The sequence below is a fragment of the Brevundimonas sp. EAKA genome, assembly GCF_000698025.1.
GTDB lineage: Bacteria > Pseudomonadota > Alphaproteobacteria > Caulobacterales > Caulobacteraceae > Brevundimonas > Brevundimonas mediterranea_A.
Window position 1 is genome coordinate 18,784 of record NZ_JMQR01000013.1, and the last position, 23,494, is coordinate 42,277.

Here is a 23,494-nt window from a genome sequence, read left to right on the forward strand (position 1 = left end):
GTCAGCCGCCACAGGTCTCGCGCACGATCAGATCGGTAGGAACACGTTCCGACCGACCGGCGGTCGCGCCCCCATGGTCCAGCAGCTTGGACACCATCAGCCGGCCCGCCTTCATCGTGTCCTGGGCGATGGTGGACAGGGCCGGGCGCGAGTAGCGGCTGAAGGGCACATTGTCGAAACCGATCACCGAGACGTCGCCCGGCACGGTCAGTCCGGCATGCTCCAGCGCGCGCACGGCGCCCAGGGCGATCTGGTCGGACGCGGCCACCACGCCGTCAAACCGCACGCCCCGACGCACCAGGGCGTCCACGGCCGCCTCGGCGGATTCGACCTCGAAATGGGCGGGCACGATCAATTCGGCGTCAACCGACAGGCCCGCCGTCTCCAGCGCCTCCAGATAGCCCCGGTGCCGCTGCATGGCTTCGGGCGGATCAAGGTCGCCCAGAAACACGATCCGCGTGCGTCCCAGCCGCGCCAGATGCGCGGTCGCTCGACGACCGCCCGAGAAGTTGTCGGAACCGATGGAGCAATAGTCCTGTTCCGGCAGGTCGGCGCCCCAGACCACGAACCTATGGTCGCCCGCCGCCAGCCGGTTGAAGGCGCCATGCAGGCTGGACTGGCCCAGGAAGATCACGCCGTCGGCGCGACTGGTGTTCATCGCCGCCGCCAGCTCGTCATAGGTGGCGGGCGAGATATGGCTCATCAACAGGTCGCAGCCGCGTTCGCGCGCCGCCTCGCCCACTCCGGCCAGCAGTTCCAGGAAGAAGGGGTCAGAGATCCGGCCCTCCCGTCCCTGGGGTCGCGGCGTCACAAGGGCGATCGTGCCCTGGGCCCCGATCGGGCCCGCAGGCATGTAGCGGCGGAACGGATAGTCGTGCTCCTTCGCCAGCTTCCAGATCAGTTGCTTGGTGCGGTCATTGACGGCGGGGCTATCGTTCAGCGCCCGCGAGGTGGTGGCGACCGACACCCCGGCCAGGCGCGCAATGTCTTCAAGTCGAGTGGTCTTGCGGCTCAAGGTCGCGGGTCCCCAGCACAGCCTGTTCTGACTGCAAATTTTTCTGCAAACATTTCAGCCACCGTTCGCAGCGGTTGGCAAGAGGCGGCGTAACGGAGTTCACATGATGCAGCGCAGATCCTTCCTGGCCCTCGGCGGCGCCTCGATCCTGGCCTTCGGCGCGACGGGCGTTCGCGCGCAGACCACGCCGACCCACGCCCGCGCCAGCTCGCCCGGCGGCGTCCTGACGGTCGAGGCCTTCACCGACAACGACGGCCGGCCGATGTACGCCGTCCTGCGTCAGGGGCGGATGGTGGTCGCGCCGTCGAAGCTGGGCTTCCTGCTGACCGACGCCCCGGCGCTGGAGCGCGGCCTGGCGATCACCGCCGGCCAGCCCGTGACCATGGACGAGACCTGGGAGCAGCCGTGGGGCGAGCGCCGCTTCATCCGCAACCATTACAACGAATGGCGCGTCAGCTACGCCGAGACCGCCGGCCTGCAACGCCGCGTGGACGTGGTGTTCCGCCTGTATGACGACGGCCTGGGCTTCCGCTACGAATTCCCGGACCAGGCCGCGCTGAAGACGGTCCGCATCGGATCGGAGATCACCGAGTTCAACCTGGCCGAGGACGGCGAGGCCATCTGGTGCCCGGCCTGGGAATGGAACCGCGAGGAATACCTCTACAGCCGCACCCCGATCAGCGCGGTCGGCAGCGCCCAGACGCCGATGACCGTCAAGGGCCAGTCGGGGCTGCACGTCTCGATCCACGAGGCCGCCTGCATCGACTACGCCGGGATGAACCTGCGGCGGTCGGAGGAGACGAAGTTCCGGGCCCAGCTGACGCCCGGCCTGACCAACGCCGCCGTGGTGCGCCAGGCGCCCTTCAACACGCCTTGGCGGACGCTGCAGGTGTCAGACAGCGCGGCCGGTCTGATCGAGTCCAGCCTGATCCTGAACCTGAACGAACCCAACAGGCTGGGCGACGTGTCGTGGTTCAAGCCGATGAAGTACGTCGGCGTGTGGTGGGAGATGCACCTGGAGCTGAAGAGCTGGAACTCCGGCCCCAAACACGGCGCCACCACCGAGAACGCGATCAAACACATCGACTTCGCAGCCAAGCACGGCTTCGGCGGGGTTCTGGTCGAAGGCTGGAACAAGGGTTGGGATGGCCAGTGGTTCGCCAATGGTTCGGACTTCAGCTTCACCGAGGCCTATCCGGATTTCGACATCGAGGCGGTCTGCGCCCACGCCCGGTCCAAGGGCGTGCAACTGATTGGCCACCACGAGACGGGCGGCAACGCCTTCCACTATGAGCAGCAGCTCGAACCGGCGATGGCCCTGTATGAACGCCTCGGCGTCCATTCGGTGAAGACGGGCTATGTGGCGGACGCGCAAGGGGCGCGCGTCGCCGGGCCGGACGGCCGGATGGTCATGGCCTGGCACGAGAGCCAGGCGATGGCCCAGCACCATATGAAGGTCGTCGAGGCGGGCGCCCGGCACAAGGTGGCGATCAACGCCCACGAGCCGTTCAAGGACACCGGCCTGCGCCGCACCTATCCGAACATCATCAGCCGCGAGGGCCAGCGCGGCATGGAATATTCGGCCTGGGGCAATCCGGGCAATCCGCCCGAGCACGAGCCGAACCTGGTCTTCACCCGCCTGCTGGCCGGACCGATGGACTATACCCCCGGCATCTTCGGCATGGAGACACGCAGCCCCGGCGGCGTGCAGACGACATGGGCCAAGCAGCTGGCCCTCTATGTCGTCATCTACAGCCCGATCCAGATGGCGGCCGACCTGCTGGTCAATTACGAGGCCAATCCCGGCCCGTTCCAGTTCATCAAGGACGTGCCGGTCGACTGGTCCGAGACCCGGGTGCTGGCGGCCGAGATCGGCGATTACGTCGCCATCGCGAGGAAGGATCGGGCGTCGGACGTCTGGGCCCTGGGCGCCGTCACCGACGAGCATCCGCGCGTCCTGACCGCGCATCTCGACTTCCTGGACGACGGTCGGCGCTATCGCGCTGAGATCTACCGCGACGGGCCGGACGCCGACTATCGCGGCAAACGCGAGTCCATCATCATCGAGCAGCGCGAGGTCACTTCGGCCGACGTCCTGACCCTGGCCCTGGCGCCCGGTGGCGGCCAGGCGATCCGCTTCGTGCCGGTCGGGCGGAGGCGGCGATGATCTACCCCCATACTCCCCCGTCATCCTCGGGCTTGACCCGAGGACCGGATGATCAGCCGCTCATGCGAAGGGGCGACGCACAGCCCGACCGGCGCCCGGTCCTCGGGTCAAGCCCGAGGATGACGGGTTGGGGGAGCGTCGCATGAGCCTTCTTGCCCACCGCCCGCGCCTGTCCGGCCTGGCGATCTGGAACATGTGCGTCGGCTTCTTCGGCATCCAGATCGGCTTCGGCCTGCAGAACGCCAACACCAGTCGGATCTTCCAGACCTTGGGCGCCGAGGTCGACAGTCTGGCGATCCTCTGGATCGCCGCGCCGCTGACAGGTCTGCTGGTTCAGCCGATCATCGGCCATTTCAGCGACCGGACCTGGACCCGGTTCGGGCGTCGCCGCCCCTATTTCCTGGTCGGCGCCATCGCCACCACCCTGGCCCTGATCGCCATGCCCAACAGCCCCGGCCTGTGGTTCGCCGCAGCCATGCTTTGGATCATGGACGCCTCGATCAATATCACCATGGAGCCGTTCCGCGCCTTCGTCGGCGACAATCTGCCGGAGGAACAACGCACCGCCGGCTATGCGATGCAGAGCTTCTTCATCGGCGCCGGGGCCGTGTTCGCCTCGGTTCTGCCGTGGCTGCTGTCGAACGTGTTCGGCGTGGTCTCGACGGCCGAGGCGGGGGTCGTGCCCCTGTCGGTCAAGATCGCCTTCTATGTCGGGGCCGCCGGCCTGTTCTCGGCCGTGCTGTGGACCGTGCTGAGCACCCGAGAATACAGCCCCGAACAGATCGCCGCCTTCGAACGCGCCAAGCAGGACGCGCTGGGTACGCCCGCCGACGACGGACCCGAGGCGCCGGCGCGCAGCGTTCAGGGCTGGATGACGTCGGGCCTGGTCTGCGCCGTGCTGGGGGGTCTGGGCTTCGTGCTGATCGGCGCGCTGAACCTGGAGAAGGAACTACTGGTCCTGGCCGGCTTCTTCGCCGGTTTTGGGCTGCTGCAGATCGCGGTCGGCATGATGCAACGCCGCCAGATCGTCAACGCCGCGACCGAGATCCTGAACGACATCTTCCGCATGCCCGAGACCATGCGCGGCCTGGCGGTCGTCCAGTTCTTCAGCTGGTTCGCCCTGTTCTCCCTGTGGATCTACACCACCGCCGCCGTGACCCGTGTCCACTACGGCACGACCGACACGACCTCGGCCGCCTATGCCGCCGGGGCCGACTGGGTCGGGGTGCTGTTCGGAGTCTATAACGGCGTGGCGGCCCTGGCGGCCTTCACCCTGCCGGTGCTGGCCACGCGCATCGGCCGAAAGGCGACCCACGCCCTGATGCTGCTGCTGGGCGCGGCGGGTCTATTCGGGGTCTTCGTCATCCGCGATCCGGGCCTGCTGTGGCTGCCGATGATCGGCGTCGGCTTCGCCTGGGCCTCGATCGTCTCCATGCCCTACGCCATCCTGTCGGCGGCGGTGCCGGACCGGAAGATGGGCGTCTATATGGGCGTCTTCAACATCTTCATCGTCGTGCCCCAGCTGCTGGCCGCCACCGTCCTGGGCCTGATCCTGAAGACCCTGTTCGACGGCCAGGCCATCTGGGCCCTGGTGCTCGGCGCCGTTTCCTTCGTGCTGGCGGCGGCGAGCGCCCTGCTGGTGCGCGAACATTCCCCCTCCCCCACGCCCAACCCGTGAGGCTTCTCCATGCGTAAGTTCAAAACCCTTTGCCTCGCCGGCGCCGCCGGTCTGGCCGTCGCCTCGGCCGCGTCCGCACAGTCGGTCGCGCCCGGCGCACCCGGCGACCTGCCGACCTGGTCCAGCGCCGCCAAGACCGGCGCCGGCGCGTCCTACGAGGCCTATGTCGACGGCCAATATCGCGACGGCGGCCAGACCGGGGCGGTGTCCAAGGTCTGGTTCTCGATCGCCGACGGCGTTCTGACCGAGACCATGTACGGCCTGATCCACGAGGCCCAGATCAAGGCGCTTCGCTTCGCCGTCGTCACGCCGGATGGTCTGGCGCTGGAAGGCGACGACACCACGGCCAAGACCGAATACCTGCACGTGGACGCCGAGGGGCGCCCGCTGTCCCCCGCCTACAAGGTCACGACGCGCGACAAGGCCGGCCGGTTCGAGATCGAGAAGCGCATCTTCACCGACCCCGACCGCAACGCCCTGGTGCTGCGGGTTCAGATCACCGCCCTGAGCGGCGAGGCGACGCCCTATCTGCTGCTCGAGCCGCACATCGCCAATACCGGCGTCGATGATCGCGGCCAGGTCACACGCGAAGGCTTCCACGCCTGGGAGGGAGACACGCACCTGGTGCTGAAGCCCAGCGAGGCCTTCGCCGCCGCCAGCGTCGGCTTCGTCGGCGCCTCGGATGGCCTGACCGATCTGAAGGACGGCAAGCTGGACTGGACCTACGCCTCGACCGGCCAGACCGCCGGCAACACCATGATGACCGGCGCCCTGCCGACCCTGCGCATGGGCCAGAGCCTCAGCCGCGACTTCGTCATCGGCTTCGGCGACAGCGAGGCGGCGGCCCAGGCGGCGGCGGACGGCGCCTTCGCGACCGGACTGGACGAGGTGCTGGCCCGCTTCAACGGCGAGGGCGAGCGTGCGGGTTGGGAGGATTATGTCGCCTCCCTGACCGAACTGCCCCGCATCGCCGAACAGGCGACCGACGGGGGCAAGCTGGCCTATGCCTCGGCCCTGATGCTGAAGGTGCAGGAGGACCGCACCCACGCCGGCGCCCTGATCGCGTCGCTGTCGAATCCCTGGGGCGACACGGTGGACGCGTCGAAATCCTCGACCGGCTACAAGGCGGTCTGGCCGCGCGACTTCTATCAGGTGGCCATGGCCCTGGCGGCCCTGGGCGACAGGGAGACGCCGCTGGCGGCCTTCAACTATCTGCCCCAGGTCCAGGTCGGGCCGGACACGCCGGGCAACACCGGCGCCGGCGGCTGGTTCCTGCAGAAGACCCATGTCGATGGGGAGCTGGAATGGGTGGCGGTCCAGCTGGACCAGACGGCCATGCCGATCATGCTGGGCTATCGTCTGTGGAAGATGGGCTGGCTGTCAGACGCCGAGATGACCGAGCACTACACCGCCATGCTGAAGCCGGCCGCCGACTTCCTGGTCGATGGCGGCAAGGTCGGGCTGTTGTGGAACGAGGCCGAGATCAAGCCGCCCTTCACCCAGCAGGAACGCTGGGAAGAGCAGCAGGGCTATTCGCCGTCCAGCACCGCCGCCGTGGTCGCCGGCCTGACGGTCGCGGCCGAGATGGCCCGGGCCTCGGGCGACGCGGCGGGCGCGACCCGCTACCAGGCCGCCGCCGACAGCTATGCGTCCAAGATCGAAGACCGGATGTTCACCACCAACGGCGACTTCGGCGACGGTCGCTACTACATCCGCATCACCCAGAACGAGAACCCGAACGACAAGGCCCCGATCGGCGCCGCCAACGGTCAGATCGCCCCGGCCGAGGATCGGGTCGTGGACGGCGGCTTCCTGGAGCTGGTCCGCTACGGCGTGCGCAAGGCGAACGATGCCCACATCGTCTCCACCCTGCCGGTCTATGACGACCAGTCGCTGGAGCCCCTGTACCGTGTCCGCTACGATTTCGGCCCCGAGGGCGACAAGACGCCGGGCTGGCGCCGGTACGGCGTCGACGGTTATGGCGAAGACCATGTCACGGGCGCCAACTATGGCGTCGGCGGCGAGATGAGCCCCGGCCAGCGCGGCCGGGTCTGGCCCTTTTTCACGGGCGAGCGCGGCCATTATGAACTGGCCCGCGTCAGCCTGAACGGCGCGCCCTCGCCCGCCGACATCGACGCCATCCGCCAGACCTATGTGCGCGGCATGGAGCGGTTCGCCAACGACGGCCTGATGCTGGCCGAACAGGTGTGGGACGGGGTCGGCGCCCCCACGGCCCACGACTACACCCTGGGTCAGAATACGGATTCCGCCACCCCCCTGGCCTGGACCCACGCCGAATATCTGAAGCTGCTGCGGTCGCTGGCCGACGGCAAGGTCTGGGACCGGTACGATCCGGTCGAAAGCCGCTACGCCCGCTAAAGAAAAAGGCCCCGGAGATCGCTCTCCGGGGCCCTACTCGATGTGCTAGGATTCAGAAGACCAGCTTGACCGAGCCGACCACGCGGTCCTCGGCGTTAGGCACGCCGTCCACGTCGGTGTCGTAGTAGCGCACGTCGAGAGCCAGATTGTCGGTCAGGGCATAGGCGACGCCGGCGTTCCAAGTCACATAGTCGTCGCTGACGTCCAGCCATTGCTGGCCGACAGCGCCCGAGATCGTCCATTTGTCAGCCGGGCTGAAGGCGCCGTTGATTTCTGCATAGGTCGCCGCTTCGTCGACCCCGAAGAAGTCGGGCGAGTAATAGACGGCGGCGCCGACCGTGGCGGGTCCGACGGCGCGCGAGGCGGCCGCCTTGAACTCTGCGTAGTTGTAGTCGGCTCCGTCGGGCGTGCCAGCATACAGATAGCCGATCACGCCGAAGTCGAGGGCGAAGCCGGCCGCTTCGGTGCGATAGCCCCCGTAGATGTCGAACTCAGCATCGGTGTCGTCGCCGAAGTCCACGTTCGAGGCCCAGGCGCCGGCGTAGAAACTGCCGGCCGTCAGATCGACGCCGCCCTGGATGGCCGGATCTTCGCCCGTCTGGCTGAAGCCACGGAACACATAGTCAGTGACGATACCGGCGTTGAACGCGACGTCGATGTCGCTTTGCGCCGAGGCGGGCGCGGCCAGACCGATCAGGCCGGTGGCGAGAGCGGCCGCAGCGGCGGAACGGAAGAACCCAAACTTCATAGTCATATCCCCTTGATTATATTTGTTTCTATAGAGCCGGGACAGGCCCGGCGGACGGGACGCGGCCGGCGGAGCCGCGTCCCGATTTCGTCAGTGGTCCAGACTCTCGCCATGCAGCGAGGTGTCCAGACCGGCGGCTTCTTCCGCCTCGCTCACGCGCAGGCCCGTGGTGAACTTGCAGATGATGAGGATGACGAAGGTGCCGACCGCGCTGTAGGCGATGGTCCAGGCCAGGCCCAAGGCCTGGGCGCCGACAGTAGCGCCTTCCGACAGGCTGTTGATCGCGGTGGTCGCGAACACGCCGGTCAGCAGGGCGCCGATCAGACCGCCGGCGCCATGGATGCCGAAGGCGTCAAGCGAGTCGTCGTAGCGCAGCAGCTTCTTGATCCAGACCGACGAGATATAGCAGACCGGTCCGGCGATCAGGCCGATGATGACCGCGCCCTTGGGATCGACGAAACCGGCGGCCGGGGTGATGGCCACCAGACCGGCGACCACGCCCGACAGCATGCCGATCAGCGAGACCTTCTTCTTCTCGATCAGTTCGATGATCTTCCAGGTCAGGGCGGCGGCGGCGGCGGCCAGGACGGTGTTCAGCAGGGCCACGCCCATCAGTTCGTTCGCCGCGCCCGCCGAGCCGGCGTTGAAGCCGATCCAGCCGACCAGCAGCAGCGAGGCGCCGATCATGGTCAGCACCGGGTTGTGGGCGATGATCGGCTCGGCGCCATAGCCCTTGCGACGACCCAGGAAGATGGCGCAGACCAGCCCCGCGACGCCCGAGTTGACGTGAACGACCGCGCCGCCTGCGAAGTCCAGCACGCCGGCGGCGCCCAGGAAGCCGCCGCCCCAGACCCAGTGGCAGATGGGCGAATAGACCAGCAGCGACCACAGGGCCGTGAACAGCAGCAGACCCGAATATTTCATCCGTTCAGCGAAGGCGCCGGTGACCAGGGCCGGGGTGATGATGGCGAAGGTCATCTGGAAGGCGATGAACAGATATTCGGGAATGCCGGTCAGCAGGGTATTCGCCGTGCCCAGGGTCACGCCGTTCAGGAACAGCATGTCCAGGCCGCCCACATAGGGCTGAAGCGCGGCGTCAGGGTTGGCGCCGAAGGCGATGCTGTAGCCGGCGATGAACCAGACCAGCGAGACGACGGCGAAGACGCCGACCGACTGGGTGATGGTGGCGATGACGTTCTTGCGGCGCACCATGCCGCCGTAGAACAGGGCCAGACCCGGCAGGGTCATCAACAGGACCAGAGCGGTCGAGGTGCCCAGCCAGGCCGTGCCGGCGCCGTCCAGTTCCAGCACCGACTGGTGCGCCAGCAGGGCCGGCGCCGCCACGGGCGTCTGGGCGAAGGCCCCGCCCGCATAGAAGAGACCAATGGTCAGACACAGGAGCGCGACGGCTCCCGGAAGTCGATTCCAGACACGCGACATGAGCAAAAATCCCCCTTAGCAATCTCGCAGATGCGAAGGTTTTACTGCAATCGCGTCTTACGCAAGGGGCTTGACCGTAAACGGTGCAACTTTCTTGCAACGGTCATTGAACAAAAGTTAAGCCCCGCATGATCGATGCGTCATGCGGGGCTAAAATATCAAAATCGTGTTCTCGGTAACGATGTTCGCGGTACGAATTTCGCAGCCCGATCAGGTCAGGCCCAGTGCATCTGCACCCGATGCGCCGCCGCCCAGTGGATGGCGCGGATGGCGTCGATCACGGCCTCGGTCGCCGCGCGCGTGCCCAGGGCGCCGCCTAGGTCGGCGGTGACGGCGCCGGCCGCCAGAACCGCGGCGACGGCGGCCTCGATGGAATCGGCCTCGTCCTCCAGCTTCAGGCTGTGGCGCAGCAGAAGGGCCGCCGACAGGATCGTCCCCACCGGATTGGCCAGATCCTGTCCGGCGATGTCCGGCGCCGAGCCGTGGATCGGCTCGAACAGGCCCGGTCCTTCCGTACCCAGCGAGGCCGAGGGCAGCAGGCCGATCGAACCGCCCAGCACCGAGATCTCGTCCGACAGGATGTCGCCGAACATGTTCTCGGTCAGGATGACGTCATATTCGCGCGGTTTGCGGATCAGGTGCATGGCCATGGAATCGACCAGGGCGTGCTCCAGCGCGATCTCGGGGAATTCCTCGGCGTGGATGCGGGTCACGACCTCGCGCCACAGGCGGCTGGTCTCCATGACATTGGCCTTGTCGACCGAGGTCACCTTGCCGCGCCGCTGGCGAGCGGTCTGGAAGGCGGCGCGGGTGACGCGCTCGATCTCCGGCACCGTATATTCGCACAGGTCGGTGGCGCGGTCGGCGGTGCGGGTCTTCTCGCCGAAATAGACGCCGCCGGTCAGTTCGCGGAAGACGATCAGATCGACGCCTTCGACGATCTCCTTCTTCAGCGGCGAACGGTGCGCCATCACTGGCGAGACCTGCAGCGGCCGCAGATTGGCGAACAGGCCCATGGCCTTGCGGATCGCCAACAGGCCTTCCTCGGGCCGGCGCTTGCCGCCGTCCCATTTGGGACCGCCGACGGCGCCCAGCAGAACCGCGTCGGCGGCGACGCAGGCGGCGCGGGTCGCCTCTGGCAGGGGCTCGCCCGTCTCGTCGATGGCGGCGCCGCCGATCAGATGTTCGGAGAAGTTGAAGCTGTGGCCATAGAAGTCGCCGATCACCGCCAGGACGTCGCGCGCGGCGCGCGTCACCTCCGGTCCGACGCCGTCGCCGGGCAACAGGACGATATTATAGGTCTTGGGGGCGGTGTTGGGCATCAGACGGTCTCTCTCGAACGCTCGTAGGCTTCGATCTCAGGCAGGTTTGATTGCAGCCAGCCCAGGGTGTCCACCCCGTTCAGCAGGCATTCGCGCGCGAAGGATTCGACCGTAAACGACACGGGCTGAGCATTGCCGCGCCGGATCTGGCTGGCCTGGAGGTCGATCGTGACCGGCTGGTCCGGTTGCGACGCCAGATCGTCCCAGACGTCCTGGCTGACGACGATGGGCAGCAGGCCGTTTTTCAACGCGTTAGATGTAAAAATGTCAGCGATTTCGGTCGAGATCACCGCCCGGAACCCATAGTCGTACAGGGCCCAGGGGGCGTGTTCGCGCGAGGAGCCGCAGGCGAAATTCTTGCCCGCTAGCAGGATACGATGCTCGGCCGGATCGATGCGGTTAAGGATGGCCTCGGGCTTCTCCGATCCGTCCGTCTCATAGCGCCAGTCATAAAAGGCCGCCTTGCCCAGCCCCTCGCGCGACGTCGTCGTCAGGAAGCGCGCGGGGATGATCTGGTCGGTGTCGATATTGGCCTGACTCAAGGTCACGGTCTTGGAGGTCAAAACCTGAAAGGGCTCAGACATTTTGCGCTCCTACCGTCTCGCGCGCGGCGCTCGACTGCTTGAGGGCGGTCGCCTCCCGCAGATAGACGCGGGGATCGGTCAGCACCCCGGCCACAGCCGTCGCCGCCGCCGTCGCCGGACTGGCCAGGATGGTACGGGCGTCCTTGCCCTGGCGCCCTTCGAAATTCCTGTTCGAGGTCGAGACGGCCAACTGACCCGGCGCCACGAAATCCCCGTTCATGGCGATACACATGGAACAGCCCGGAATACGCCATTCGGCCCCGGCGGCGATGAAGACCTCGTGCAGGCCCTCCGCCTCGGCGTCGCGCCGCACGGCCTCGGAACCCGGCACCACCAGCATCCGCAGACCGGGCTTGACCTTGCGGCCGCGCAGCACCTCGGCGGCGGCGCGCAGATCGGGCAGACGGCCGTTGGTGCAGGAGCCGATGAAGACCACGTCCACCGGCTGGCTGGTCGTCGCCTCGCCGGGGGTGAAGCCCATATAGGCGATGGCCTTGCGGTCGCTGTCTGACTGGGGCTGGGGCACGGGCGCGCCTATGGGGGCTCCGGCGTCCGGCGTCGTGCCCCAGGTCGCCATGGGACGGATGGCGGCGCCGTCGATGACGACTTCCTTGTCGAAGCTCGAGCCCGGATCCGTGGCCAGCTTCAGCCATTCGGCCGTCGCAGCCTCGTAGTCGGCGGGGACATGCTTGCGGCCGCGCAGCCAGTCGATGGTGGTCTGGTCCGGGGCGATCATGCCCGCGCGGGCGCCGGCCTCAATGGACATGTTGCACAGGGTCATTCGCCCTTCCATGTCCAGCGCCCGCACCGCCTCGCCCGCGTATTCAATGACATAGCCGGTGCCCCCGCCGAAGCCGATGGCGGCGATGACGGCCAGGGCGACGTCCTTGCCCGAGACGCCGGGCTGCAGCCGGCCATCCACCGTCACCCGCATGGCCTTGGCCTTGCGCTGCAACAGGCACTGGGTCGCCAGCACATGACCGACTTCGGACGTGCCGATGCCGAAGGCCAAAGCCCCGAAGGCGCCGTGTGTGGCGGTATGGCTGTCACCGCAGACCACGGTCATGCCCGGCTGGGTCAGGCCCAGCTCCGGCCCCATGACATGGACCACGCCCCGGTCTTCGGAGCCCCAGCCCGCCAGCGGCACCCCATGAGCGGCGCAGTTCTTCTCCAGCCGATGCACCTGGGCCTCGGCCTGGGCGGTGACATAGGGTTTCAGCCCGTTCAGCCCCGCCGGCAGGGTCGGGGTCGAATGGTCCAGGGTCGCGTAGGTCCGGTCGGGGCGGCGCACCTTCAGGCCGCGCGCCTCGATCTCGCTGAAGGCCTGCGGGCTGGTGACCTCATGGACCAGGTGCAGGTCGATATACAGAACCCCGGGCGTGTCGACCGTCTCGTTCCGCACGACGTGGGCGTCCCAGACCTTGTCGAACAGGGTTTTTGGATCAGGCATACTGGGCCACCGTCTCCGACACGCCGTCCACGGCGTCGATGATGGCGATCAGCTCCGCGTCGTTGATCTCGCCGATCTGGTCGGCGCGCTGCTTGAAGCCGGCGACCACCGCGACCAGACGCTCGCCCTCAATGGGACGGCCGATGGTCTCGGCGCGTTTGGCGATGGCGTGACGGCCCGAATGCTTGCCCAGCACGAACCAGCTGCTCTCGAAGCCCACGTCCTGGGGCCGCATGATCTCATAGGTGCGGCTGTCGGCCAGCATGCCGTGCTGGTGGATGCCGGCCTCGTGGGCGAAAGCGTTGATGCCGACCACCGACTTGTTGCGGGCGATGACCGTCTCGGTGATCTCGCACAGGATCTTGGAGGCGCGCACCAGATGGCGGCTGTCGGAGCCGGTCGTGACGCCGTAACGGTCCTCGCGGACCTTCAGGGCCATGACGACCTCTTCGATCGAGGCGTTGCCGGCCCGTTCACCGATGCCGTTGATCGCGCCCTCGACCTGACGCGCACCGCCCTCGACGGCGGCCAGGGAGTTGGCGACCGCCATGCCCAGGTCGTCGTGGCAGTGGGCCGAGAAGATCACATGGGGATGGCGCTTGTGAATCCGCGCCGCCAGGGCGCGGAAGGTCTCGCGCACCTCTTCCGGGGTGGCGTAGCCGACGGTGTCGGGCACGTTCAGGGTCCGGGCGCCGGCGTCGGCGGCGGCCTCCAGCACATCGGCCAGGAATTCGGGCTCCGTACGGAAGGCGTCCTCGGCCGAGAACTCGACGTCATCGAACAGGCTGGCGGCGTATTCGACCGAGCGCACGGCCGTCGACAGCACCTCGTTGGTCGACATCTTCAGCTTGGCGGTGCGGTGGATCGGGCTGGTGCCGATGAAGGTGTGGCAGCGGCGATGCGACTTGGGCGCCGGCTGCAGAGCCCGGAAGCTGGCGTCGATGTCCTTTTCATTGGCGCGCGACAGGGAACAGAAGACCGGCCCCTCGACCTCGCTCGCCACGCGGCGGATGCAGTCTTCGTCGCCCGGCGAGGCGGCGGCGAAGCCGGCCTCGATAACGTCGACGCCCAGGTCCTTCAGGACCTGGGCCATCTTCACCTTGGCTTGGGCGCTCATGGAGAAGCCGGGCGCCTGTTCCCCGTCCCGCATCGTCGTGTCGAAGACGATGACCCGGTTGGGGTCGGCGGCGATCTCCTCAGTTCGGGATACGCCGGATACTCGTACTTTTTCGGCGGTCATTACGCGGCCTCGGATTGAATAATGTCGTTGCCGATGCGGCGCACGCCGAACAGGCGGTCGATCTGGCGGCCCAGATTCTCCATGCACCGGCCGGCGTCGCGGCCGCGCACGGTCAGGGAGATGCGGCGGAACGCCCCTTCGTCGGCCATGTTCATGCCGTCGATGTGGAAGCCGCGGCGCTCCACAAGGCCGATGAGACGCTGAAGCGAACCGTCCGCACGGTCGATCTGGATGTGGATCGTGTCGCTCATCTCAGGAGCCCTCCATCATTTCGGCGTTGCTCTTGCCCGGCGGAACCAGCGGCCAGACATTGTCTCGGGGATCAATGACCACATGGGCCAGGCAGGGGCCGTCGGCGGCCAGCAGGCGCTGGATGCCGTCCGACACCTGATCGCGGCGATCGATACGGAAGGCCTCGATGCCAAAGGCCTCGGCCACCTTCACGAAGTCCGGATTGTCGGACAGGTCGATCTCGGAATAGTTCTCGGCGAAGAACAGTTCCTGCCACTGGCGCACCAGGCCCAGCGAGGAATTGTCGATCAGCACGATCTTCAGCGGGATGCCGTAACGCTTCAGCGTCGCCAGCTCCTGGATGTTCATCATGAAGCCGCCGTCGCCGGCGATGGTGACGACGGTCGCGGACGGATCGGCCAGCTTGGCGCCGATGCCCGCAGGCAGGCCGAAACCCATGGCGCCCAGGCCGCCCGAGGTGATGTGGGCCTCGGGCTTGGAGAAGCGGCAGTGCATGGCCGCCCACATCTGGTGCTGGCCCACGTCGCAAGCGGCGACGAAGGCGTCGCCCGCCGCTTCGGACACTTCTTTCAGCAGGGCCGGGGCGTAGACCCCCTCGCCCGGCGCGTCATAGCGATAGGCGCTGGTCCGGGCGGCGTCGACGCACTCGTCGACCCAGGGCTGGATGTCCAGGGCCGGGCCGCCGGCCATGCGCGCCGTCAGGGCTTCGATCCCGTCCTTCAGCTCGCCGACGACCGCGACATTGGCCGCCCGCAGCTTGCCGACTTCGGAGGCGTCGATGTCGAAATGGACGATCCGGGCGTTAGGCGCGAACTCGGCCAGCTTGCCGGTGGCGCGGTCGTCGAACCGGGCGCCGACGACGATCAGCAGGTCGCTGTCCTGCACCGCATGATTGGCGGCGCGCGTCCCGTGCATGCCCAGCATGCCCAGCATGCCAGGCGCATCGGTCGGGATGGTGCCCAGGGCGTTCAGGGTCGAGACCTGGGGGATGCCGGTCGCGGCGACGAAGGCGCGCAGGGCCTCGGTCGCGCGGCCGATCTTCACGCCGCCGCCGATATAGACCAACGGCTTCTTCGCGGCCCGGATCGCAGCCTCGGCGGCGGCCACGGCGTCGTGGTCGATGCGCGGCGTGTCGTTCGGAATGTGGAAGCCATAGTCGTCGCTGGTCGTGGCGAACTGCACGTCCTTGGGCAGATCGACCAGGACCGGACCGGGACGGCCCGAGGCGGCGATATGGAAGGCTTCTTCGATGGCGGCCGGAACATCGGCGGCGGACCGGACCAGGATCGAATGTTTCACGATCGGCAGGGTGACGCCCAGGATGTCGATCTCCTGGAAGGCGTCGGTCCCCATCAAGCCCTGGGCGACATTGCCGGTGATGCAGACCATCGGCACGGAATCCATCAGCGCATTGGCGATGCCGGTGATCAGATTGGTGGCGCCGGGGCCGGAGGTGGCCATGCACACCCCGACCTTGCCGCTCTTCCTCGCATAGGCGTCGGCGGCGAAGGCCGCGCCCTGCTCGTGGCGGACCAGGATGTGTTTCAGCTTCGATCCGGCCAGGGCGTCATAGACCGGCATGATGGCGCCGCCCGGATAACCGAACACCACCTCCACGCCCAGCCGCTCCAGGGTGGAGACCAGCAGGCGCGCCCCCGATTGGGGGACGGCCTCGGCTGAGGATTTGAAGGCGGCGGCGGTCATCAGGGTCATCCGGTCTATCGCTTACGGCTCAGGCCGCTTCGGACTTGGGGGTGTTCAGCCAGGCCATGCGCTCGCGCAGACGGGCGCCGACCTGTTCGATCTGGCTTTCGCGGTCCGCCTTCAGCCAGGCTTCGTACTGCGGCTTGCCGGCCTCGTTCTCGGCGATCCAGTTGCGCGCAAAGGTGCCGTCCTGGATCTCGTCCAGGATGGTCTTCATGCGGGCCTTGGTCTCTTCATTGACGACGCGCGGGCCGCTGGCGACGGCGCCGTATTTGGCGGTTTCCGAGATGAAGTGGTGCATCTTGGAGATGCCGCCTTCGTAGAACAGGTCCACGATCAGCTTCAGCTCGTGCAGGCATTCGAAATAGGCGATCTCGGGCTGGTAGCCGGCCTCGACCAGGGTGTTGAAGCCCTGCATCACCAGCTCCTTGGCGCCGCCGCACAGGACGGCCTGTTCGCCGAACAGATCGGTTTCGGTCTCTTCGCGGAAGGTGGTTTCCAGCAGGCCGCCGGTCGCGCCGCCGTTGCCCTTGGCGTAGCCCATGGCCCGGTCGCGGGCCTTGCCGGTGACGTCCTTCTCAATGGCGAACAGCGAAGGCACGCCGCGACCGCGCTGGAACTCGCGACGGACCAGATCGCCCGGTCCCTTGGGCGCGACCAGGATCACGTCCATGTCGGGACGCGGGGTGATGCGCTCGTAGATGATCGAGAAGCCGTGGGCGAACAGCAGGGCCGAGCCTTCCTTGGCGTTCGGCTCGATGATGTCGCGATAGACGTCGCCCTGGACCATGTCCGGGGTCAGGATGGCGATGATGTCGGCGCCCTTGACGGCCTCGGCCGGTTCGGCGGTCGGCACGCCGTCGGCGGTGGCGTGTTTCCAGCCCGTGCCGCCGTGACGGACGCCGGCGACGACGTCATGGCCGCTGTCCTTCAGGTTCTGCGCATGGGCGCGGCCTTGCGAGCCATAGCCGATTATGGCGATGCGCTGGCCGGCGATGGCGCCCGGCTTGATGTCTTCGTTGGTGTAGATGGTGATGGCCATGAGAATTCAGGCGTCCTGAGCAGCAGCGGATTTGTGAGACGCCGGAACTTGAGCCGGCGGCGGGTTGGGAATGGTGACTGCGCCCTGGGCCGCCGAGGCGACCGAGGCGCGGTATTTGGCGAAGACACCTCGCGCCGGGCGGACCACGTGGGGCGTAAAGCCCGCCCGGCGCGTCGCCAGATCGACGTTGACGTCGATGCGGCGGTTGGTGACGTCGATGGTGATGCGGTCACCATCGCGAATGAGAGCGATCGGGCCGCCCACGGCGGCTTCCGGTGAGATGTGGCCGGCGACGAAGCCGTAGCTGGCGCCCGAGAAGCGGCCGTCGGTCAGCAGGGCGACATTGTCGATCTTGCGGCCCTTCAGAGCGGCGGTGACCTGCAGCATCTCGCGCATGCCCGGACCGCCCTTGGGCCCTTCGTAGCGGATGATGATGACGTCGCCCTCGCCGACCGAGCCGTCCTGAACGGCGTGGAAGGCGTCTTCCTCGCTGTCGAAGACGCAGGCCGGACCTTCGAATCTGTCGACCTTGTGGCCCGTCAGCTTGATGACCGCGCCTTCCGGGGCGACGTCGCCATAGATGACGGCGAAGCTGCCGCGCTCCATGACCGGCGCGTCGAAGGTCGTCACCACCACCTGGCCGGGGGTCTCCTCGGCCTCTGCGGCTTCGGCGAACAGGCTGCGGCCGCTGACGGTGGGGGTGTTCACGATCTTGCCGGCCTCGGCCATGCGCTGCGTGACCAGACGGGTGCCGCCGGCGGCGAACAGGTGCGAGGCCAGGAAGCGGCCGCCCGGCTTCAGGTCGCAGATGACCGGCGCCTCGACACAGGCCTGGTGGCAGTCCTCGACGCCGAAATCGACCCCGGCCTCCGCCGCGATGGCCGTCAGGTGCATGACGGCGTTGGTCGAACCGCCCGAGGCGGAAACGGCGACGGCGGCGTTCTTCAGACTGGCGCGGGTGATGTATTTGCGGGCGGTGTCGCCGGCGAACACCCGCTCGACGATCAGGCGACCGCAGCGCTCGCCCTGGGCCGCCTTGCCCGGATCGACCGCCGGCACGTCATTGGCGCCCATGGGCGAGATGCCCATGACCGACAGGGCCATGGCCATGGTGTTGGCCGTGAACTGGCCGCCGCAGGCGCCGGCGCCGGGGCAGACTGCGCTCTCGACCGCCTTCAGCCCCGCGTCGTCCAGCGTCCCGGCCGAATGGGCGCCGATGGCCTCGAACACCTCCTGGACCGAGACCTCCCTGGACCCGATCACGCCGGGCATGATGGTGCCGCCGTAATAGACCAGGCCGGGGATATCCATCCGGGCCAGGGCCATGGCCGCCGCGGGAATGGTCTTGTCGCAGCCGACGATGCAGACCACGCCGTCCAGTTGATGGCCCTCGATGGCCAGTTCGATGGAGTCGGCGACGACCTCGCGGCTGATCAGCGAGGCCTTCATGCCCGCCGTGCCCATCGAGATGCCGTCGGTGACGACGATGGTGTTGAAATCGACCGGATAGCCGCCCGCTGCGACGATGCCGGCGCGCACATCCTTGGCCAGGCGGTCCAGGTGCATGTTGCACGGCGTGACCGTCGACCAGGTGTTGACGATGCCGATCATCGGCTTGTCGAAGTCGGCGTCCTGCATGCCGGCGGCGCGCAGATACGAGCGGGCGGCGGCCCGGTTCGGGCCATGCGTCACCGCCGCGCTGCGCGCATTGGGCTTGTTGGGTTCTGAGGTAGAATCTTGCGTCATCGGTCCGGTTCTTTTTGAACCGCCAAGCACGAAAAACCCCGCTTCCTTTCGGGAGCGGGGTGGTGCGAGGCGATCCTGAGTGTGTCTAGGTCAGGTCGCGTGCATCCACGCCGCTTGCGTAAGCAGGCCGAGAAGTACGAGGAGAATGAGGAATACAGGGCTTTCCAGACCGATCGGCGCGCGAACGGTCGCTGCCGCCTGAGCGGTGCATCCCTTCATCATGTCGCGCGTCATCGTGGCCACGGGGGCTCCCTGTTCTGACGCCAAGAAACCATACCGGCCGGAGTCGCACAACCCCTGTCGCAAAAATTTTGCTCAACAAGGACGAAACCGCCCCGACAGGGGTGTTTCTTGCCCGAGACGGTCCCGCCAACCCAAACCGTAACGCTTGCTCACGCCATGTTAGGGCTAAGGCGCGGCGGCGGGGTTGAAACCGGGGCGCGACAGTTCCATTGAGACGCCAACAACATAATCGTTCAGAGGAGCCTCCCCATGACCGTTCGCGTCGCCATCAATGGTTTCGGCCGCATCGGCCGTCTCGTCCTTCGCTCGATCATTGAGCACGGCCGCACGGACATCGAAGTGGTGGCGATCAACGATCTGGGTCCGGTCGAGACCAACGCCCACCTGTTCCGCTATGACTCGGTGCACGGTCGCTTCCCCGGCACGGTGACTTCGGGCGAAGACTGGCTCGACGTCGGCACGGGCAAGATCAAGGTCACGGCCGAGCGCGATCCGGCCAACCTGCCGCATGCCGAGCTGAAGGTGGACATCGCCTTCGAATGCACCGGCATCTTCACCTCCAAGGACAAGGCCAGCGCCCACCTGAAGGCCGGCGCCAAGCGCGTCCTGGTCTCGGCCCCCGCCGAGGGCGCCGACAAGACCATCGTCTTCAAGGTCAACCACGACACCCTGACCGCCGACGACATCGTCGTCTCGAACGGCTCCTGCACCACCAACGCCCTGGCCCCCGTCGCCAAGGTGCTGAACGACCTGTTCGGCATCGAGCGCGGCTACATGACCACCATCCACTCCTACACCGGCGACCAGCCGACGCTGGATACGATGCACAAGGATCTGTACCGCGCCCGCGCCGCCGCCCTGTCGATGATCCCGACTTCGACCGGCGCCGCCAAGGCCCTGGGTCTGGTCCTGCCGGAACTGAAGGGCAAGCTGGACGGCTCGTCGATCCGCGTCCCCACCCCGAACGTCTCGGTCGTCGACCTGAAGGTCGTCTCCGGTCGCGACACCTCGGCCGACGAGATCAACGCCGCGCTTCAGGCCGCCGCCGACGGCCCGATGAAGGGCGTCCTGTTCACGACGACCGATCCGCTGGTCTCCAGCGACCTGAACCACATCGCCGCCTCGTCCACCGCCGCCCTGCCCCAAACCCAGGTCGTCGACGGCAAGCTGGCCCGCGTGCTCAGCTGGTACGACAACGAATGGGGCTTCGCGACCCGCATGGCCGACACGGCGCTGGTGATGGCGAAGTTCCTGTAAGATCGCACCGAGAACCCCGGCATGCTTCTATTCTTAGGACTGCCGGGGTTTTTACTTTTCGCATGGCTTTCACTGCCTTGGTCGCTGCTCGCCATCGCCTTTTGGGGCGCTATGGTCTGGTTAGGACTGCGCAAGATTGAGCTTGGGCCGTTGACGGATGGAGCGTTCGTCATTCGAGGCTGCGCCGTCGCAGCATTGCTCTTCTTCGGAACAGCCATCCCTTTTTTGACTGGAAACTGGCCTGATCCAGTCGCCCCTTTTGCTTGGTTCGCCGTTCCTGTCCTTCTCACGGGACTCGCTATTTCGGCCTATCGCGATCATGCGAAAAGCGGCCGACATTTCATCGCAGTCGCCGCTCCGGTCGTCGCACTGCAAGTTCAACTGATGATCCACGGCGCTCTGCTCTGGATCGGACACATCTTTTCTGGGGGCAGCCCGATATGACCTTCCGCACTCTCGACGACGCCAAGGATCTCGCCGGCAAGACGGCCCTGGTCCGCGTGGACTTCAACGTCCCGATGGAGGACGGCAAGGTCACGGACGACACCCGTCTGCGGGTCGCCCTGCCGACGATCCAGCGGCTGCGTGACGCCGGCGCCAAGGTCGCCCTGCTGGCCCACTTCGACCGCCCCAAGGGCCAGCGCGTCCCGTCGATGAGCCTGAAGCCTGTCGTGGATGATTTGGAGAACCTGCTCGGCGCTCCCGTCCGCTTCGCCGACGACTGCATCGGTCCGGACGCCGTGGACGCCATCCGAGACCTGGACGCCGGCGGCGTGGTCCTGCTGGAGAACGTCCGCTTCCACGCGGCGGAAGAGGCCAATGACCCGGTCTTCGCCCAGAAGCTGGCCGATCTGGGCGACCTCTATGTCAACGACGCCTTCTCGGCCGCCCACCGCGCCCACGCCTCGACGGAAGGGATCGCGCACCACCTGCCCGCCTATGCCGGCGAATCCATGCGCCGCGAGTTGGACGCCCTGGACGCCGCCCTGGGCAATCCGCAGAAGCCGGTTCTGGGCATCGTCGGCGGCGCCAAGGTCTCGACCAAGCTGGACCTGCTGAAGAACCTGGTCGGCAAGCTGGACCGGCTGGCCATCGGCGGCGGCATGGCCAACACCTTCCTGTTCGCCCAGGGGATCGACATCGGCGGCTCGCTGGCTGAACGCGACATGGCCGACACGGCCCGCGAGATCATGGCCGAGGCCGAGGCGAAGGGCTGCAAACTGCTGCTGCCGGTCGATTTCGTGGTCGCGACCGAGGTCAAGCCCGGCGCCGCATCCCGCCCCGTCATCGCCGGCGCCGCCCTGTCGGCCGACGACAAGATCCTCGACGCCGGCCCCGCCACGGTCGCGCGGCTGCTGGACGCCCTGACGGCTTCGAAGACCCTGATCTGGAACGGCCCCCTGGGCGTGTTCGAGGTGCCGCCCTTCGACGCCGCCACCGTGACCGTCGCCCGCCATGCGGCCGCGCTGGCCAAGGCCGGTGTTCTGGTCGCCGTAGGCGGCGGCGGCGACACGGTCTCGGCCCTGAACCACGCCGGCGTATCGGACGACATGACCTTCGTCTCCACCGCCGGCGGCGCCTTCCTGGAATGGATGGAGGGCAAGCCCCTGCCCGGCGTCGAAGCCCTGCGCGTCTGATCGGCGGCGGTGCAGGCGGATCACGCCTGCACTGCGGCTTTCTGAATTCGCGCTGAAACGGCTGTAACGCGGCGTGACTTCGTCACGCCTCGCCGCTAGTCTCTTGCCCAATCAAAAAAGACTATTCGGCTCAGGAGACTATCCATGGCGCGCATCACGCTGCGACAGCTGCTCGACCACGCGGCAGAGAACGACTACGGCCTGCCGGCCTACAACATCAACAATATGGAACAGGGTCTGGCGATCATGGAGGCGGCCCACGAGGTCAACGCCCCCGTCATCATCCAGGCCTCGCGCGGCGCCCGGAACTACGCCAACGACGTGGTTCTGGCCAAGCTGATCGACGCCCTGGCCGAACTCTATCCCGACATCCCGGTCTGCATGCACCAGGACCACGGCAACGGCCCCGCCACCTGCGCCACCGCCATCCAGTACGGCTTCACCTCGGTGATGATGGACGGATCGCTGGAGGAGGACGCCAAGACCCCCGCCTCCTACGAATACAATGTCGAGGTCACGCGCCGCGTCACCGAAATGGCCCATGCCTGCGGCGTCTCGGTCGAGGGCGAACTGGGCGTGCTGGGCTCGCTGGAGACCGGCATGGGCGAGGCCGAGGACGGCCACGGCTTCGAGGGCAAGCTGGACCATTCGCAACTGCTGACCGATCCCGACCAGGCCGTCGATTTCGTCGCCGCCACCAAGGTCGACGCCCTGGCCATCGCCATGGGCACCAGCCACGGCGCCTACAAGTTCAGCAAGAAGCCGGACGGCGACATCCTGGCCATGAATGTGATCGAGGACATCCACCGCCGCCTGCCCAACACCCACCTGGTGATGCACGGCAGCTCGTCGGTGCCGCAGGACCTGCAGGACATTATCAACCAGTACGGCGGCGAAATGCCCCAGACTTGGGGCGTGCCGGTCGAGGAAATCCAGCGCGGCATCAAGCACGGCGTCCGCAAGGTCAATATCGACACCGACAACCGTATGGCCATCACCGGCGCCATCCGTAAGGCGCTGATGGAAAACCCGCGGGAGTTCGATCCGCGCGCCTATCTGAAGCCCGCCAAGGCCGCGATGAAGAAGCTCTGCATGGAGCGGTATCAGCAGTTCGGCTGCGAAGGTCAGGCGTCGCGCATCCGCCCCCTGTCCACCGCCCAGATGGCTCACCGCTACGCCTCGGGCGACCTGGACCCGTCCTTCCGCGGCGCCGCCGTCAAGGCCGCCTGATCAATCAGAAGACCGGGTAGCGGCCGCTCAGTTCGCCGCGCACCTGGCGCAGGTCCCACTCTGCGCGGTCCAGCGCGTCGCGCGCCTCACGGGCGTTGCGGCGCGCGCTGCGGATTTCCCCGCGCACCTCGTCGATCCGGTCGCGAATTCGCTGTTTCTCGTCATCCGTCAGGCCGTCCGACCGGAGTTCGCGCTGCTTGGCGTCCAGCTTGTCCTCCCGGTCCTCGATGCGAGCCTCGGCGCTGCTCAGCGCGCTTTCGGCGCTTGCAACCGCCGCCTCGACCTCGTGCAGCCTGCGCCCGTCATTGTAGGCAGGCAGAAACTCCGCCTCCTCCTCGGGTCGGCAGACGCCGTAATAGG

The 23,494-nt window shown here is 67.1% G+C and carries 19 protein-coding genes and 1 pseudogene; 7 read left to right on the forward strand and 13 right to left on the reverse strand.

The window, feature by feature from the left end; genetic code table 11:
* Position 1: 1 nt before the first annotated feature.
* Complete coding sequence (locus ER13_RS03440; RefSeq protein ID WP_008264064.1) at positions 2–1,015, reverse strand: LacI family DNA-binding transcriptional regulator; 1,014 nt, start codon at positions 1,013–1,015, stop codon at positions 2–4.
* Positions 1,016–1,118: 103 nt separating this feature from the next.
* Between ER13_RS03440 and ER13_RS03445 the strand changes: the two genes are divergently transcribed.
* The 3 genes from ER13_RS03445 to ER13_RS03455 all read left to right on the forward strand — a co-directional run bounded on the left by ER13_RS03445 (position 1,119) and on the right by ER13_RS03455 (position 7,239).
* Positions 1,119–3,182: a glycoside hydrolase family 97 protein gene (locus ER13_RS03445; protein ID WP_008260821.1), complete on the forward strand. Its 2,064-nt coding sequence runs from the start codon at positions 1,119–1,121 to the stop codon at positions 3,180–3,182.
* 142 nt (positions 3,183–3,324) lie between these two features.
* The gene (locus ER13_RS03450; RefSeq protein WP_035306550.1) at positions 3,325–4,860 is read left to right on the forward strand and encodes an MFS transporter; all 1,536 of its coding nucleotides are present in this window, start codon (positions 3,325–3,327) and stop codon (positions 4,858–4,860) included.
* Between the two features lie 9 nt (positions 4,861–4,869).
* Complete coding sequence (locus ER13_RS03455) at positions 4,870–7,239, forward strand: glucan 1,4-alpha-glucosidase (RefSeq protein ID WP_035306553.1); 2,370 nt, start codon at positions 4,870–4,872, stop codon at positions 7,237–7,239.
* A 52-nt stretch (positions 7,240–7,291) separates the two neighbouring features.
* On the opposite strand, the gene ER13_RS03460 is transcribed toward ER13_RS03455, so the two are convergent.
* From ER13_RS03460 to ER13_RS18255, 11 genes are all read right to left on the reverse strand, one after another.
* Positions 7,292–7,987, reverse strand: coding sequence for a TorF family putative porin (locus tag ER13_RS03460; protein ID WP_008259480.1), 696 nt, complete (start codon positions 7,985–7,987; stop codon positions 7,292–7,294).
* 90 nt (positions 7,988–8,077) lie between these two features.
* Positions 8,078–9,427, reverse strand: coding sequence for an ammonium transporter (locus ER13_RS03465; RefSeq protein WP_035306555.1), 1,350 nt, complete (start codon positions 9,425–9,427; stop codon positions 8,078–8,080).
* Between the two features lie 215 nt (positions 9,428–9,642).
* Positions 9,643–10,749, reverse strand: a complete 1,107-nt coding sequence (leuB, locus tag ER13_RS03470; RefSeq protein WP_008264195.1) for a 3-isopropylmalate dehydrogenase — start codon at positions 10,747–10,749, stop codon at positions 9,643–9,645.
* Positions 10,749–11,333, reverse strand: a complete 585-nt coding sequence (gene leuD, locus ER13_RS03475) for a 3-isopropylmalate dehydratase small subunit (RefSeq protein WP_035306557.1) — start codon at positions 11,331–11,333, stop codon at positions 10,749–10,751. The genes leuB and leuD overlap by 1 nt, the downstream gene beginning before the upstream one ends.
* Entirely contained in the window at positions 11,326–12,783 is a 1,458-nt protein-coding gene (gene leuC / locus ER13_RS03480) for a 3-isopropylmalate dehydratase large subunit (protein ID WP_035306559.1), read from the reverse strand. Before leuC ends, leuD begins: the two co-directional genes overlap by 8 nt.
* Positions 12,776–14,023: a 2-isopropylmalate synthase gene (locus ER13_RS03485; protein WP_035306561.1), complete on the reverse strand. Its 1,248-nt coding sequence runs from the start codon at positions 14,021–14,023 to the stop codon at positions 12,776–12,778. Before ER13_RS03485 ends, leuC begins: the two co-directional genes overlap by 8 nt.
* A complete protein-coding gene (locus ER13_RS03490; RefSeq protein WP_008261070.1) occupies positions 14,023–14,274 on the reverse strand; it encodes an ACT domain-containing protein in 252 nt (83 codons plus the stop codon). Before ER13_RS03490 ends, ER13_RS03485 begins: the two co-directional genes overlap by 1 nt.
* 1 nt (position 14,275) lies before the next feature.
* Positions 14,276–15,988 (reverse strand): acetolactate synthase 2 catalytic subunit, encoded by a 1,713-nt coding sequence (ilvG, locus tag ER13_RS03495; RefSeq protein ID WP_035306563.1) that lies wholly within the window; start codon positions 15,986–15,988, stop codon positions 14,276–14,278.
* Positions 15,989–16,007: 19 nt separating this feature from the next.
* Entirely contained in the window at positions 16,008–17,021 is a 1,014-nt protein-coding gene (gene ilvC / locus ER13_RS03500; RefSeq protein WP_008260071.1) for a ketol-acid reductoisomerase, read from the reverse strand.
* 6 nt (positions 17,022–17,027) lie between these two features.
* Entirely contained in the window at positions 17,028–18,767 is a 1,740-nt protein-coding gene (locus tag ER13_RS03505) for a dihydroxy-acid dehydratase (RefSeq protein ID WP_008263855.1), read from the reverse strand.
* A gap of 90 nt (positions 18,768–18,857) precedes the next feature.
* Positions 18,858–19,010, reverse strand: coding sequence for a hypothetical protein (locus tag ER13_RS18255; protein WP_154725852.1), 153 nt, complete (start codon positions 19,008–19,010; stop codon positions 18,858–18,860).
* Positions 19,011–19,259: 249 nt separating this feature from the next.
* Here ER13_RS18255 and gap point away from each other — a divergent pair, with 249 nt between their 5' ends.
* The 4 genes from gap to fba all read left to right on the forward strand — a co-directional run bounded on the left by gap (position 19,260) and on the right by fba (position 23,134).
* A complete protein-coding gene (gene gap, locus ER13_RS03510) occupies positions 19,260–20,267 on the forward strand; it encodes a type I glyceraldehyde-3-phosphate dehydrogenase (protein ID WP_035306566.1) in 1,008 nt (335 codons plus the stop codon).
* A 21-nt stretch (positions 20,268–20,288) separates the two neighbouring features.
* Positions 20,289–20,711 carry a hypothetical protein gene (locus ER13_RS18260; protein ID WP_154725853.1) on the forward strand — a complete coding sequence of 141 codons (423 nt, stop codon included), beginning with the start codon at positions 20,289–20,291 and terminating at the stop codon, positions 20,709–20,711.
* Positions 20,708–21,904, forward strand: a complete 1,197-nt coding sequence (pgk, locus tag ER13_RS03515; protein ID WP_008260654.1) for a phosphoglycerate kinase — start codon at positions 20,708–20,710, stop codon at positions 21,902–21,904. The genes ER13_RS18260 and pgk overlap by 4 nt, the downstream gene beginning before the upstream one ends.
* Before the next feature lie 144 nt (positions 21,905–22,048).
* Complete coding sequence (gene fba, locus ER13_RS03520; protein WP_035306568.1) at positions 22,049–23,134, forward strand: class II fructose-bisphosphate aldolase; 1,086 nt, start codon at positions 22,049–22,051, stop codon at positions 23,132–23,134.
* A 4-nt stretch (positions 23,135–23,138) separates the two neighbouring features.
* Here the strand turns inward: fba and ER13_RS18590 are convergent.
* Positions 23,139–23,494: pseudogene (locus ER13_RS18590) on the reverse strand (hypothetical protein); the annotation flags it as partial.